This is a genomic window from Leifsonia sp. fls2-241-R2A-40a, assembly GCF_030209575.1.
GTDB lineage: Bacteria > Actinomycetota > Actinomycetes > Actinomycetales > Microbacteriaceae > Leifsonia.
On record NZ_JARVRS010000001.1, the window covers coordinates 2,039,765 to 2,054,502 of the forward strand.

Below are 14,738 nucleotides of genomic sequence, written 5' to 3' on the forward strand. Positions count from 1 at the left end.
GATGTGTGTCCCGCACCGGGGATGCCCGTGAGGGGAGCGCAATGAGCACCGTACCGACCGATCGGGTCACGATCGCCGACATCGCGGAAGTCGCGGGCGTCTCGGTCCCGACGGTGTCGAAGGTGCTGAACGACCGGCCTGGCGTCTCCGCGTCCACGCGGGCGCGGATCACCGCCCTGCTCGAGCAGCACGAGTACACCCCGCGCCGCTCGCCCACGACGGGCATGATCGCCGTGGTCCTCGCCGAGTTGACCAGCCCCTGGTCTGTGGCGCTCGTCGGTGCCCTCGAGGAAGCCGCCCACGCCAGCGGTCTGGGGGTCATCCTCACCCGTATGCGCGGGAGTGCGGACGAGAGTTGGATCGACCTCATCGCCGCCCGGGCGGTCGACGGCGTCGTCTTCGCCGTCGTCGAGATGTCCGCTGCCCAGAGGGACCGGATGCAGGAGCTGGGGCTTCCCTACGTCGTCATCGACCCGCGCGTGATGCAGTCGACCGACGTCCCGACGGTGGGCATCACCCACTGGCGAGGCGCGTGGGCGGCCACTGCGCACCTCCTGGAGCTGGGTCACCGCCGGATCGCGATGGTCAGCGGGCCGCTCGACCTCGTGTTCAGTCGTGCCCGCGTCGACGGGTACCGCGCCTCCCTCTCCTCGGCCGGCATCACCGTGCCAGACGAATACCTGGTCGAGACGGAGTTCGGCTATGAGGGCGGCCGGGACGGAGCCGAGCGACTGCTCGCCCTCCCGGTGCCGCCGTCGGCCATCTTCGCCGCCTCCGACGAGCAGGCCCTCGGCGTCTACGAGGCGGCCCGCATCAGGGGCCTCCGCATCCCGCAGGACCTCAGCGTCGTCGGGTTCAACGATGTGCCCATCGCCCAGTGGGCGTCGCCGCCGCTGACCACGGTGCACGAGCCGATCGACGACACGGCACGCGAGTCCGTGCGGATACTTCGCCAACTGATCGACGGAGTGAGGACGGCGACCGCCGTGGAGCTCGCGACCGAAATCGTCGTGCGTCAGAGCACCGCCCCCTTCGACGAGAAACTCGACTAAGCAACTTTCGCGAAAGTCTTGACAAGGCGTTCCGGATTTGGAACTCTCGTTGAGTCGGCACAGTCGCGCCGGCCACGAAAGGACTTGCCGTGTCAACGATGACCGTTGCCCGCCCCGCCCTTCTCCGAGGGCGCCGGGTCACCTTCCGGGAGCGGATGGCGCCGTACGTGTACATCGCCCCGTTCTTCCTGCTCTTCCTCGCCTTCGGGCTCGGCCCGCTGATCTACACCGCGTGGGTGTCGCTCCACAATTGGGCGCCCCTGGAGACCGACCACCCGTTCGTGGGCATCGGCAACTATCAGGCGATGCTGGCCGACCCGCGGTTCTGGAAGGCGCTCGGAAACACCTTCACGATCTTCCTGCTCTCCACCATCCCCGGACTCGTCCTCGCGTTGCTGATCGCCACCGCGCTCAACAACCGCAGCCTGAAGGTCAAGACGTTCTGGCGGATGGCCCTGCTCGTACCGAACGTCACGCCGCTCGTCGCGGTCACGCTGGTCTTCAGCTCCATCTTCGGTCGTGACTACGGCCCGATCGCCTGGGGCCTTCACGTGCTGGGCCTGCCTCCCATCGACTGGGGAGCCAATCCCTGGACGACGCAGTCGGTGATCGCGCTCATGGTGATCTGGCGCTGGACCGGCTACAACGCCCTCATCTACCTCGCGGCGATGCAGGCCGTTCCCGACTCGCTGTACGAGTCGGCCGAGATCGACGGAGCGGGCCGCTGGCAGACCTTCACCCAGGTCACGCTTCCCATGATCCGCCCCACGGTGCTGTTCACGGTGGTGACCTCCACTGTCGGCGGGCTGCAGATCTTCACCGAGCCGCTGCTGTTCACGTCGCCGACCGGAGGCAGCAATGGGCAGGGGCTCACGATGACGCTGCTCCTCTACGGGCAGGCGTTCAACTCGTTCAAGTTCGGATACGCGTCGGCCATCGCGATGGCGCTGCTGTTCGTGGTGCTGATGCTGGCACTGGTGAACTTCGCCCTCGCGCGGCTGATTAGGAGCTCCTGATGACGACAACCTCCACCCGTCCCGAGGCCGAACCGCGCGACGACCGCGTGGCGCCCAGACGTCCCGTCTCACGAGCGGCCGCGAAATCGAACCGTACCGCGCGCGACCGCCCGGTCGGCTCACTCCGCAAGCGGCGGCGCGTCTCCTGGTTCACCTACACCGTGCTGACCGTCGCCGTCCTGCTGGCGCTCGCGCCGCTCTACTGGATGTTCGTGGTTGGCTCGAACAGCAGCTCGGCCGTGTCGCAGTTCCCGCCGGTGTTCACGCCGGGCGGCAACTTCTTGAAGAACCTCGACATCATCAACGGCACCGTCCCGTTCGGACGGTCGTTGATCAACAGCGCCATCGTGGCGGTGAGCGTCGCGCTGCTGCAGATCTTCTTCTGCAGCCTGGCCGGCTTCGCCTTCGCCAAGTTGCAGTTCCGCGGGCGAAACTGGCTTTTCATCGCGGTGGTGGCGACCATGGCCATCCCCGGTCAGCTCGGTCTGGTGCCGATGTACATGATCATGTCCAGCCTCGGCTGGGTCGACACCCTGCAGGCGTTGATCGTCCCGGGGGCCGTGTCGGCGTTCGGTGTGTTCTGGATGCGGCAGGTCATCGTCGGCTCGATCCCCGACGAGCTGGTCGAGGCCGGCCGGGTCGACGGCGCGTCGACGTTCCGGATCTTCCGCTCCCTCGTCCTCCCGAATATCCGCGGCTCTGCGGCGGTGTTCGGTCTGTTCGCCGCGATGTCGGCCTGGAACGACTTCCTGTGGCCACTCGTCATCCTGAACACGCCCGACAACTTCACCTCGCAGGTGGCCATCCAGCAACTGCGAACCCAGTACACGATCGACTACTCGACCGTGATGACCGGATCGGTGCTCGCCACCATCCCGCTGCTCCTCCTGTTCCTGCTCGCCGGGCGTCAGCTCGTCGCCGGGATCATGGAGGGCGCGGTCAAGGGCTGAACGCCGGCCGACAACTCTTTCACCCCACGAACCATCCGAGGAGAGCCGTGACTGTTCACGACCAGCGCCAGCCTGCCCACGAGCCCGCAGACCAGGACGTCGACATTGACGTCGAGCGGATCATCGCCGACATGACGCTCGACGAGAAGCTCGCCCAGCTCGTGGGGCTCTGGCTGCAGCTCGACGACTCCGTCGGCGAGGGCGGCAACATCGCGCCGATGCAGCACGAGATGATCGCCAAGGTCGACGACTTCGCCACCTTCGCGCGCCACGGCGTCGGTCAGCTCACCCGACCCCTCGGCAGCCAGGTAACCGGCATCGAGCGAATGCTCGGAGCCGTGGAGCGCGTGCAGCAGGAGATCGAGTCCAACAGCCGCTTCGCCATCCCCGCGCTCGTCCACGAGGAGATCCTCACCGGCCTACAGCTCTACGGCGCGACGACCTATCCGACGCCGCTGGCCTGGGGATCATCCTGGAACCCCGAGCTGGTCGACCGGATGGGCAAGCAGATCGGGCGGTCGATGCGCGACCTCGGCATCCACCTGGGCCTCGCTCCAGTGCTGGATGTCGTCCGGGACCCGCGGTGGGGTCGCGTCGAGGAGTGCATCGGCGAAGACCCGTACCTCATCGGCACGATCGGCAGCCGCTACGTGCAGGGCGTCCAGTCCGCCGGGGTGGGGGCGACCCTGAAGCACTTCCTCGGCTATTCGGGATCACAGGCCGGCCGCAACCTCGCGCCCGTGCACGCGGGGCGCCGCGAGGTCCTCGAAACGTTCTCGGTTCCGTTCGAGATGGCCGTCCGGCTAGCGCATCCGGAAGCCGTCATGCACTCCTACGCCGAGATCGACGGTGTCCCCATCGCCGCCGATCCCGAACTCCTCACCGGACTGCTCCGGGACACCTGGGGATTCGCAGGCACCGTCGTCGCCGATTACTTCGGTGTGGCGTTCCTCCACAACCTGCACGACATCGCCGCCGACGACGTCGAAGCTGCGATCATCGCCCTCCAGGCCGGCGTCGACGTCGAGTTGCCCACCGGCAACGACTATCTGGAACCGCTCGCCGAGGCGGTCCGCGCCGGACGGATCCCCGAAGCAGTAGTGGATCGCGCGGTCCGGCGCGTCCTGGAGCAGAAGCTCCGGCTCGGGGTGTTCGGACCGCGCGTCGAGCCTCGTCCGGTCGAGCTCGACCCCGCGGAGGCCCGTGACGTGGCGGCCGAACTGGCCGAGCAGTCGGTCGTCCTTCTGACGAACGGCGCGGAGACCCTGCCGCTGACCGCCTCCGCGTCGATCGCGGTCGTTGGCCCCAACGCGGACGCGGGGGAGGCGCTCCTGGGCAATTACTCGTTCACGAACCATGTCGAGGTGCAGGACGGGACCCCGCTGGGGATCGCGCTGCCGACCGTGCTCGAGCGAATCCGTCAGGAGTTCCCCGAGGGCAGGGTCACCTTCGCCCCGGGCACGACGGTCCGGGCGGAGGACCAGACCGACGAGGCTGCGGCCCTGAGCATCGCGGCAGCGGTGGCAGCTGCCCGGGCGGCGGAGGTCTGCGTCGCCGTCGTCGGCGACCGGGCCGGGCTGTTCGGCCGCGGCACGGTCGGCGAGGGCAGCGACATCGAGGAGCTCGAGCTCCCCGGCCGTCAGCGGGACCTCGTTGATGCGCTCATCGCGACCGGGACTCCTGTCGTCGTCGTGCTGCTCACCGGCCGCCCCTATCCGGTCGCTCGGTGGGAGTCGTCGGCTGCCGCGATCATCCAGGCCTTCTTCCCGGGTGAGGAGGGCGCCGCGGCGATCGCCGGCGTGCTCAGCGGACGGGTCAACCCGAGCGGGCGACTCCCCGTCAGCATGCCGAAGAGCGCAGGCGGCCAGCCGTACACGTACCGGCACCCGCGGCTCGGCGGGGCCAACCCGGTCTCGAACATCAACCCCGCTCCGGCGTTCCCGTTCGGCCACGGACTGTCCTACACGACGTTCCGGCACAGCGACCTGCAGGTCGAGGTCGCCGCTCCGGCCGACACGTCGTCGACGATCACGGTCTCGTGCACGGTCGAGAACACCGGCCACCGGGCGGGCGCGGACGTCGTCCAGCTCTACGTGCGCGACGTCGCCGCGTCGGTCACACGGCCGCTCCGCCAGCTCGTCGGGTGGGCGCGGGTGCAACTCGACCCGGGCGCGGCCGCCGCGATCCGCTTCACCGTGCCTGCGGACAGGCTGGCACTGGTCGGGCGCGGCCTGCGCTGGCAGGTCGAGCCGGGGGAGTTCGTCTTCACTGTCGCTCCATCGGCCACCGCCGGCGGTCTCACCGACTCCGTCGTGCTGGGAGGCGACGTGCGCGAGACCGGTCCCGAGCGGGAGCTGGTCACCGACGTCGAGCTGGAGCGCATCCCGACCGCGCTCCCGGCGGCGGTGTGACCGTGCGATTCGGAGCGAGCTACTATCACGAGTACCAGCCGTACGAACGGCTGGAAGCCGACCTCGACCTCATGGTCGAAGCCGGGTTCACCACCATCCGCGTCGGCGAGTCCACGTGGGCGTCGTACGAACCGGCCGACGGCGAGATCTCCTTCGCCGCGCTGGAGCGGGTGGTCGACGCCGCTCACCAGCGAGGCCTTGAGGTAATCGTCGGGACGCCGACGTACGCCATCCCGCCGTGGCTCTTCCGTGCCCATCCCGAGGTGATGGCCGTCCTCGCCGATGGGCGCCCTGTCGCGTACGGCGGCCGGCAGAACGTCGACTTCACCCATCCGACGTTCCGCCGATACGCCGAGCGGATCATCCGCGCGATGGGCGACGCCTTCGGCAACCGCCCCGGCGTGATCGGCTTCCAGGTGGACAACGAGATCGGTGTGTATCGTCTGGCCGGTGACGCCGTTATGGAACGGTTCCGCCAGCACGTCCTCGAACACGTCGGCGACGTCGACAGCATCAACGCGAAGTGGGGCCTCACCTACTGGAGTCAGCGGCTGAGCAGCATCGATGAGCTCTGGGGCCCCGAGGGGAACACCAACCCGGGGTACGCCCTCGAGTGGATGCGGTTCCAGGCTGCACTCACAGTGGAGTTCCTCGGCTGGCAGCGGGACATCCTGCGTGAGCATGTCGCCGACGACCGGTTCATCTTCCACGACACCGTGGGCGGCGACAGCCTGGGGAGCACGGCGCTCCGCCCGATCGCTGAGGCGCTCGACCATACGGCCGTCAACGTCTACCTTCCGATGCAGCGGGCTCTCGAGCGGCCGCAGGCGCCCGACGCGGCTACCACCGGTCTTGCACCCTTCTGGCTGCTCGACGCCGGACCCTCCGTGCCGGAGTGGAAGGCCGACCTCGCGTACAGCCTGCGCGGACCGCGCGGGTCGTCGTTCGCCATCACCGAGGCGCAGGCGGGATCGATCGGAGCACAGGCGACCCACGTGCCGCCCTTCCCCGGCCAGCTGCGTCAGCTCGCCCACCTGTTCGCCTCTCGAGGCGCCGACCTCCTCGCCTACTGGCACTGGCACACCCTCCATTACGGAGCGGAGACATACTGGGGTGGGGTCATCGGCCACGACCTCGAGCCGGGAAGGATCTACCGGGAGGTCGCAGAACTGGGTCAAGAGCTCCGGAAGCTCGCTCCCGCGTTGGAGGGCGCTGTCCCCGACGCGGACGTCGCTCTGCTCTATTCACGCGACTCGCTGCAGGCGCTCGAGTTCGATCCCATGCTGCTCGTGCCGGGGACGGCGCAGCCGGACGTTCACAGCTACCATCGAGTGTTCATGCGGATGTACGACGCTGCGGTGGACGAGGGGGTTCAGGTCCGGGTCGTCCACCCCGACTCCGACTGGAGGGGCGAGAAGGTCCTCCTGGTACCGGCGCTCTATGTCGCGGACGACGTCCTCCTGCAGCGTCTCATCGAGCACGCCGAGAACGGCGCCCACGTGGTCCTGACGTTCCGTTCCGGCTACACCGACGAATGGGTGCGAGCCCGCTGGGCCACTGCGCCCGGAGCGCTTCGACCGGCCGTCGGGGCGTCGTATCAGGAGTCGTCGACGCTGATCGGGACCCGTCGGCTGCTCGCGGCGTCCGACACTGCTGTGGGCCCGAGCCTGTCGGCGGACGCTGTCGCGGAGGGCTGGATGGACCTCCTGGTGCCCGAGGACGCCGAAGTGCTCGCCAAAGTCGACGACTCCTTCCTCGGCGGCTACGCGGCGATCACCAGCAACACGGTGGGCCGAGGTCGCATGACCTGGCTCGGCGTGCTCCCCGATCAGGGCTCCGTGTCTGCGGTGGTGCGCTGGGCGCTCGCGGAGCGAGACGTCGAGCCTGTCGCCGACGTTTGGTCCGGCCGACCGGAGAGCGTGCACGTGACGAGCATGCGCCGCCCTGACGGGACGCGGGTCTGGTTCGTCTCGAACAATGGATGGCAGGCCGTGGAGGTCGCGCTGCCGCGGAGTGAGGCCCTCACCGACGCCGCGACCGGGGAACGCATCGCCGGGACGATCTCCCTGGACGCGTGGGGCAGCGTCGTGCTCGCCCGGGAGTAGGTCCGGCGGCTAGCCGATCGCGAAGGTCGCGCCGAGGCCGCAGTCCACGGGGAACACCGCGCCGGTGACGGCGCGGGCCAGGGGACTCGCCAGGAAGGCGATCACGGCGGCGACGTCGGCCGGTTCGGCGATGTAGCCGAGTGGATGGGCGTCGAGGATGTCCTGACGCGCCTGGTCCGGGTCGGCCTGCCTGTCGAGCCATTCGTCGACGAGTTGCGTGCGCGTCCAACCGGGGGCGACTGCGTTGACGCGGACACCGCTGCGGGCGTAGTCGACGGCCAGGCTCCGGGTGAGTCCCTCGACCGCCGCCTTGGCGGCGGCATAGGGGAACATGCCCGGAGTCGTCAGCCGGGCGTGGATGGAGGAGACGTTGACGATGGCGCCCCGCGTCCGCTGCAACGCGGGCAGGCACGCGCGTGCCGAGAGCCAGGCGGACTTCAGGTCGACAGCGAAGACCTCGTCCCATTCGTCCTCGGTCATTGCGACCGCGTCGTGATAGCTGTTGCGGCCGGCGTTGTTGACGAGCACGTCGAGCCGGCCCCAGTCTTCGAGCATGCCGTCGACGGCCGCACGCAGGTCAGCGTCCACGCGGACGTCCCCGCGGTGGAACCGGACGTCGTGCCCCTCCGTCGACCGCACTTCGGCCAGCTGCGTTCCGCGAGCCTCCGCGAGATCGATGAAACAGACCCGGTACCCGTCATCGGCGAGGCGCTGGACGACGGCGGCGCCGATGCCCTGCGAGCCGCCTGTCACAAGGGCGGTGCGCGCGCTCACCAGTCCGCCACCGATCCGTCGCGGTTGCGCGTGGTGATCTGCAGCTCCGGGACATACGGGTGCAGGGCCGCCGCCTCCTCGTCGACCTCGATGCCCCACCCTGGGCCGTCCGGAATCCCGATCTCGCCGCCGACGATCGGGAACGTGCCGGTGACGACGTCGTCGCGCCACGGGACGTCGGATCGCATCACCTCCTGGATGATGACCCCCGGAGTCGCGAACGCGACGTGCTGGTTCACGGCGGTCGCGATCGGACCGAGCGGATTGTGCGGCGCGAGCGGAATCTCGTGGCTCTCGGCGAACGCGGCGATCTTCTTGAGACCGGTGGGGCCGCCGACATGGCAGATGTCCGGTTGCAGCACCGCGCAGGCTCCCTGTGCGAGGTGCTCGCGGAACTCGGTCAGCGCGATGAGGCGTTCGCCGGTCGCGACCGGGAAGGGGAGCGCGCGTGCGACCTCCGCCAGCTCGCGAGGGTTCCCCGGCGCGCACGGTTCTTCGAAGAACCACGGCCGGAACTCGGCGAGAGCGCGGCCGTACGCCAGCGCGCCGGCCGCGGTCGTGCGGCCGTGCAGGTCGACCATGATGTCGACGTCATCTCCGACCGCCTCGCGCACTGTCGCCATAAGCGCCGCTGCGCCGGCGAGGTCGGCGTTCGAGGGCAGTCCGCCGCCGCTCGGTACCGCGAGGATCTTCAAGGCCGTGAACCCGTCGTCGACGGCACGACGCGCTGCCGCGCCGAACCCCTCGATGCTCGCATCGCCGTAGACCGCCGCGCTGTCGCCACCGCCCAGGTGGTCGTACATCCGCAGCGTGTCCCGCACCGCTCCGCCGAGCAATTCGTAGGCCGGTACGCCCAGGTGGCGCGCCTTCAGGTCCCACAGCGCCTGGTCGACCCCCGAGATGGCGCTCATGGTGACCACCCCGCCCTTGAAGAAGTGGTCGCGGTACATCGCCTGCCACAGGTGCTCGATGCGACGCGGGTCCTGACCGAGCAGGATCGGCGTCAGGTCGGCGACCGCGCCCGCTACCGCCCGGGCCTGCCATTCGAGGGAGGCCTCGCCCCACCCGATCGTCCCGTCGTCGGCGGTGACCTTGACGAAGACCCAATTGCGGAGCTTCGCGTTGACCACGACGGTCTGGACCGACTCGATCTTCACAGCGTGCCCTCCTGTCGGCGAACGGCGCTCAGGTTCGCGGCGGATGCGTCGACCAGCTCGAGCGCGAGGACCGCTGCGCGATCGGCGTCGCGGTGCGCGACGGCCTCCGCGATCCCGGCGTGGATGGGCAGACTGGCCGCGATGGCGCCTTCCGCTCCGGACGTGGTCTCGAACGACGTGTGGAGCGCGACGTCCCACGAGGCGCTGAGGGCAGCCAGCATCGGATTGTGGCTGATCCGGGAGAGCACCTGGTGGAAGCGGACATCGGCATCCGCGTAGGCATCGACGGTGCCCGTCTCGCCGGCTACGGCCATCGTCCGGTACGCCGACAAGAGCTCCGCGGCCTCCGCCCCGGTGGCCCGTTCGGCGGCCAAGGCGGCAGAGCCGGGCTCCACCAAGCGGCGCATCTCGGTGAGATGCCCGATTAGCGCATCCCGGTCGCTGGCTGCCAGCCAGGTCAGCACGTCCCGGTCCAGGAGGTTCCACCGTTCGCGCGGGACGACGGCGGTTCCCGTCCGCGGCCGCGGCTCGAGCATGCCCTTAGCGGCGAGCGCCTTGACGGCCTCGCGGAGCGCGCCGCGGCTCACGCCGAGCGCGTCGCATAGCACTGGTTCGGCCGGAAGGGTCGCGCCCGAGGGGAACGTACCTCCCGCGATCTTCAGTCCGAGGACGTTGACGACCTGGGCGTGCAGTGTACCTGCCCGCGACAGGGACACATCGAAAGCGCCTGTGCTCATGAGCGCAATCATTATATGATTGGATGAATCGGTCAACTCCGCGATGCAAAGGTGCTCATGAACGACCAGGTACTCACCGGCATCCTGCCGGTCGCCCCCACGGTGTTCCGCGACGACGAAGAACTGGACCTCGACGGTCAGCAGCGCATCGTCGACTTCCTGGTGGATGCTCGGGCCGACGGGGTGTGCGTCCTCGCGAACTACTCCGAGCAATTCTCGCTGACGGACGAGGAGCGGGTCCGGGTGGTCGACGCGACGCTCGCGCGCGCCGAGGGGCGGCTCCCCGTTGTGGTCGCCGCCAGTCACTTCAGTGCGCGGGTGGCCGCCGAGCGTGCCCGGCAGGCGGAGGCGGCCGGCGCGAGCATGGTGATGCTGATGCCACCGTTCTTCGGCGTGACGATGAGCGTCCCCGAGGGCCTCGTCCTCGAATACTTCAAGCGCGTCGCGGACGGTCTCTCGATCGACATCATGATCCAGGACGCCCCTCTCAGCACGACACCCCTGTCGGTGCACACGCTCGCTGCGATCGCGCGCGAGGTTCCCCAGGTGCGCTACGCCAAGGTCGAAGTCCCCCGCGCCGCCGAGAAGATCCGCCAGGTGATCGCCGCGGCCGGATCCGATCTGCCCGGGGTCTTCGACGGCGAGGAGGGCGTGACGGCCATCCCCGACCTCGAGGCGGGAGCCGTCGGGACCATGAGCAGCTGTCTCGTCCCGGAGGTCCTCGGCGAGGTGGTGCGCCTCGCCCGCTCCGGAGAACTCCGTGCGGCGACGGCCAGGTGGGAGGAGATCCTGCCGCTCATCCACTACGAGAACCGCCAGGCCGGGCTGGTGGCGGCCAAGGCGGTCCTCCAGGCCGGTGGCGTGATCCGGAGCGACCGCGTGAGGGCGCCACTTGCGCCGCTTCCGGAGGCGACCCGGGCCGCACTCCTGGAGCTGGCCGCGCGTCACCAGCCTTTGGCCTTGACCTGGGGCGCCGAGAACTGAGTTTGTAAGTTTGTTAAGACATAACTATGCTGGCCGGAGAGAGAATCACGGTTCCGGGAGTCAAGAGTCATGACGGAGAACGCTATGTCCGACCGCTTCGACGTCATCACCGTCGGCAGGATCGGCATCGACCTCTATCCGCTGCAGGATGGCGTCGGTCTCGAAGACGTCGAGACCTTCGGCAAGTACCTCGGAGGCAGCGCGACCAATGTCGCGATCGCCGCGGCACGGCACGGGCTCCGCTCGGCCGTCGTGACGGCGACCGGAGACGACCCGTTCGGCCGCTACGCCCATCGCGAGCTGCGGAGGCTGGGGGTGGACGACCGCTTCGTCGGGACCGTCCCCTCGCTGAAGACGCCGATCACCTTCTGCGAGATCTTCCCTCCGGACGACTTCCCGCTCTACTTCTACCGAGATCCGCTGGCGCCCGACCTGGCCATCACGGGCAAGCAGCTCGACCTCGACGCCCTGAGCAGCGCGCGCATCCTGTGGGCGACTGTGACCGGCCTATCGCGCGACCCGAGCCGCACGGCCCACCACGTCGCCTGGGAGGCGCGCGGCCGGGCGCCTCTGACAATCCTCGACCTGGACTACCGCCCGATGTTCTGGGCGTCGCCGGAGAGGGCGACGGCTGAAGTCGAACGTGCGCTGGAGCACGTGACGGTGGCGGTCGGCAATCGCGAGGAGTGCGAGATCGCGGTAGGCGAGACGGACCCGCAGCGGGCGGCGGATGCGATGCTCGAGCGCGGCGTCGAACTCGCGATCGTCAAGCAGGGTCCGCGCGGTGTGCTCGCCAAGACCCGCGAGGAGACCGTCGAGGTGCCGCCCTACCCGGTCGAGGTTGTCAACGGACTGGGAGCCGGCGACGGCTTCGGCGGCGCGCTGTGCTTCGGCCTGCTCCAGGGGTGGCCGCTAGACCGCGTGCTCCGGTTCGCCAACATCGCCGGCGCGATCGTCGCCACCCGGCGCGAGTGCTCGACAGCCATGCCGACTACCGCCGAGGTCGAGGACATCCTGAAGGAGGTCGAGCATGTCGGCAGCTGACCTGATCCGTGGCGACGCTCCGGTCATCGGCGAGGACGCCTTCGGCCGCTTGCGGAGGCTCCGCCACAGCGAGCCGGGCGCGGTCGCGGCGGCGTTTGCCGCGCGCGCCCGCCGGCCACTGGTGCGTGACGACGGCCGCCTCTTCATCGTGGCCGCCGACCACCCCGCCCGCGGAGCGCTCGGCGTCCGCGCCGACGGGATGGCCATGGCCGACCGCTACGACCTGCTCGAGCGCCTGGCCCTCGCTCTCTCTCGGCCCGGTGTGGACGGCGTGCTGGGCACACCGGACATCATCGACGACCTCGCGTTGCTCGGGGTCCTCGATGACAAGATCGTCGTGGGCTCCATGAACCGTGGTGGCCTGCGTGGATCGGTGTTCGAGATGGACGATCGCAACACGGCGTACGACGTGCCGGCCGTGGTGCGCGATGGCCTCGACGCCGCGAAGCTCCTGGTCCGTGTGAACCTCGAGGATGCGGGCACCGTTCTCACGCTGGAGAGGAGCGCGGCAGCCGTCTCCGCCTCCGCCGCCGCCGAACTGCCCATCATGCTCGAGCCGTTCCTGAGTTCCTGGAAGGACGGCCGGATCGTGAACGACCTGACCCCGGACGCCGTGATTAACTCGATCGCCATCGCCGCCGGCCTCGGCACCTCGTCCGCCTACACCTGGCTGAAGATGCCGGTCGTGCGTGAGATGGAGCGCGTGATGGCCGCGACGACCCTCCCGACGCTGCTGCTCGGCGGCGATACCGACGCGGCGCCCGAGGAGACCTACGCCTCCTGGGACGCGGCGCTCCGCCTCCCGGGCGTGCACGGCCTCGTCGTGGGCCGCACGCTGCTCTACCCGCAGGACGACGATGTCGCGCAGGCCGTCGACATCGCGTCCGCCCTGGTCCACGGCAGCGCGCCGCACCGCACCTCCTCGACCCCTGAAGGAATCCGATGACGACCACCACCCCCTCCACTGTCACAGCCGCCTCCGGCGCCGACCTCCCGACGATCACGCACTGGATCGACGGAGCGGAGTACCCCTCGCGCAGCGGCCGCACCGCTCCGGTCTTCAACCCTGCGCTCGGCATCCCGATCGCGAACGTCGCACTGGCCGACCAGGCCGAGGTCGACGCGGCGATCGCCGCGGCGCAGCGCGGCTACGAGGTGTGGAGCGGGTACTCGATCGCAAAGCGGCAGACGGTCCTGTTCGCGTTCCGCGAGCTCTTGAACGCCCGCAAGGGCGAGTTGGCCGCGATCATCACCTCCGAACACGGCAAGGTGATCTCCGACGCGATGGGCGAGATCCTGCGCGGCCAGGAGGTCGTGGAGCTCGCGACCGGGTTCCCGCACCTCATCAAAGGCGCCTACTCCGAGAACGCATCGACCGGCATCGACGTGTACTCGCTGAAGCAGCCGCTCGGAGTGGTCGGGATCATCTCGCCCTTCAACTTCCCGGCAATGGTGCCGATGTGGTTCTTCCCCATCGCGATCGCAGCCGGTAACGCGGTGGTCCTCAAGCCGTCGGAGAAGGACCCGTCGGCAGCCCTGTGGCTTGCGCGGCTATGGAAGGAGGCGGGCCTGCCGGACGGCGTCTTCACCGTGCTCCAGGGCGATAAACTCGCCGTCGACGGCCTGCTGAACAGCCCGGTCGTGCAGTCGATCTCGTTCGTCGGGTCGACGCCGATCGCGCAGTACATCTACGAGACGGCTTCCAAGAACGGCAAACGCGTCCAGGCTCTCGGCGGCGCCAAGAACCACATGCTGGTCCTGCCCGACGCCGACCTCGATCTCGTCGCCGACCAGGCCGTCAACGCCGGCTTCGGCGCGGCGGGCGAGCGCTGCATGGCCGTCTCGGTCGTCCTGGCGGTTGAACCGGTCGCCGACGATCTCATCGGCCGCATCCGGGAGCGCATCGTCAAGCTCCGCGTCGGCGACGGCGCCGGGGGTCCGGGCGGCGAGCCCGACATGGGCCCGTTGATTACCGGCGTGCACCGCGACAAGGTCTCCTCCTACGTCGACATTGCGGAGCAGGACGGCGCGGACATCGTGGTCGACGGCCGCGGCTTCACCGTCGAGGGCAACGAGGACGGCTTCTTCTTCGGCCCGACGCTGATCGACAACATCCCCACGAGCTCTGCCGCCTACCAGGAGGAGATCTTCGGCCCCGTCCTCTCGGTGGTCCGGGTGAAGACCTTCCAGGAGGGCCTCGGCCTCATCAACTCGGGCCGGTTCGGCAACGGCACGGCGATCTTCACCAATGACGGAGGTGCCGCGCGCCGCTTCCAGAGCGAGGTGCAGGTCGGCATGATCGGCATCAACGTGCCGATCCCCGTACCGGTCGCGTATCACTCGTTCGGCGGCTGGAAGGCCTCGCTGTTCGGCGACGCCAAGGCATACGGCGCGCACGGCTTCGACTTCTTCACCCGCGAGAAGGCGATCACCAGCCGGTGGCTCGACCCCGCCACGCACGGTGGCATCAACCTCGGTTTCCCCCAGAACGACTGACGCGTAGGCGGA

12 protein-coding genes are annotated in these 14,738 nt (G+C 69.2%); 9 read left to right on the top strand and 3 right to left on the bottom strand.

What is annotated here, in order from left to right; translation table 11 throughout:
- Window positions 1-41 precede the first annotated feature (41 nt).
- From QRN40_RS10165 to QRN40_RS10185, 5 genes are all read left to right on the top strand, one after another.
- On the top strand, window positions 42-1,052 hold the full coding sequence (locus tag QRN40_RS10165; protein ID WP_285115497.1) for a LacI family DNA-binding transcriptional regulator: 1,011 nt from the start codon (window positions 42-44) through the stop codon (window positions 1,050-1,052).
- 98 nt (window positions 1,053-1,150) lie between these two features.
- A complete protein-coding gene (locus QRN40_RS10170) occupies window positions 1,151-2,068 on the top strand; it encodes a carbohydrate ABC transporter permease (protein ID WP_285117473.1) in 918 nt (305 codons plus the stop codon).
- Complete coding sequence (locus tag QRN40_RS10175) at window positions 2,068-3,018, top strand: carbohydrate ABC transporter permease (protein WP_285115498.1); 951 nt, start codon at window positions 2,068-2,070, stop codon at window positions 3,016-3,018. Before QRN40_RS10170 ends, QRN40_RS10175 begins: the two co-directional genes overlap by 1 nt.
- A gap of 131 nt (window positions 3,019-3,149) precedes the next feature.
- Window positions 3,150-5,429 (top strand): glycoside hydrolase family 3 N-terminal domain-containing protein, encoded by a 2,280-nt coding sequence (locus QRN40_RS10180; RefSeq protein ID WP_285117474.1) that lies wholly within the window; start codon window positions 3,150-3,152, stop codon window positions 5,427-5,429.
- Window positions 5,426-7,534: a beta-galactosidase gene (locus QRN40_RS10185; protein WP_285115499.1), complete on the top strand. Its 2,109-nt coding sequence runs from the start codon at window positions 5,426-5,428 to the stop codon at window positions 7,532-7,534. The genes QRN40_RS10180 and QRN40_RS10185 overlap by 4 nt, the downstream gene beginning before the upstream one ends.
- Before the next feature lie 9 nt (window positions 7,535-7,543).
- On the opposite strand, the gene QRN40_RS10190 is transcribed toward QRN40_RS10185, so the two are convergent.
- The 3 genes from QRN40_RS10190 to QRN40_RS10200 are packed head-to-tail and all read right to left on the bottom strand — an operon-like array spanning window position 7,544 to window position 10,202.
- Window positions 7,544-8,308, bottom strand: coding sequence for an SDR family NAD(P)-dependent oxidoreductase (locus QRN40_RS10190; RefSeq protein WP_285115500.1), 765 nt, complete (start codon window positions 8,306-8,308; stop codon window positions 7,544-7,546).
- On the bottom strand, window positions 8,305-9,465 hold the full coding sequence (dgoD, locus tag QRN40_RS10195) for a galactonate dehydratase (RefSeq protein WP_285115502.1): 1,161 nt from the start codon (window positions 9,463-9,465) through the stop codon (window positions 8,305-8,307). Before dgoD ends, QRN40_RS10190 begins: the two co-directional genes overlap by 4 nt.
- On the bottom strand, window positions 9,462-10,202 hold the full coding sequence (locus tag QRN40_RS10200; protein WP_285115503.1) for a FadR/GntR family transcriptional regulator: 741 nt from the start codon (window positions 10,200-10,202) through the stop codon (window positions 9,462-9,464). The genes dgoD and QRN40_RS10200 overlap by 4 nt, the downstream gene beginning before the upstream one ends.
- 57 nt (window positions 10,203-10,259) lie before the next feature.
- Here QRN40_RS10200 and QRN40_RS10205 point away from each other — a divergent pair, with 57 nt between their 5' ends.
- The 4 genes from QRN40_RS10205 to QRN40_RS10220 all read left to right on the top strand — a co-directional run bounded on the left by QRN40_RS10205 (window position 10,260) and on the right by QRN40_RS10220 (window position 14,726).
- On the top strand, window positions 10,260-11,186 hold the full coding sequence (locus QRN40_RS10205; RefSeq protein ID WP_285115504.1) for a dihydrodipicolinate synthase family protein: 927 nt from the start codon (window positions 10,260-10,262) through the stop codon (window positions 11,184-11,186).
- Window positions 11,187-11,255: 69 nt separating this feature from the next.
- Window positions 11,256-12,230 carry a 5-dehydro-2-deoxygluconokinase gene (iolC, locus tag QRN40_RS10210; protein WP_285115506.1) on the top strand — a complete coding sequence of 325 codons (975 nt, stop codon included), beginning with the start codon at window positions 11,256-11,258 and terminating at the stop codon, window positions 12,228-12,230.
- Complete coding sequence (locus QRN40_RS10215) at window positions 12,217-13,176, top strand: Cgl0159 family (beta/alpha)8-fold protein (protein ID WP_285115507.1); 960 nt, start codon at window positions 12,217-12,219, stop codon at window positions 13,174-13,176. The genes iolC and QRN40_RS10215 overlap by 14 nt, the downstream gene beginning before the upstream one ends.
- Window positions 13,173-14,726 carry a CoA-acylating methylmalonate-semialdehyde dehydrogenase gene (locus QRN40_RS10220; protein WP_285115508.1) on the top strand — a complete coding sequence of 518 codons (1,554 nt, stop codon included), beginning with the start codon at window positions 13,173-13,175 and terminating at the stop codon, window positions 14,724-14,726. The genes QRN40_RS10215 and QRN40_RS10220 overlap by 4 nt, the downstream gene beginning before the upstream one ends.
- Window positions 14,727-14,738: the final 12 nt, after the last annotated feature.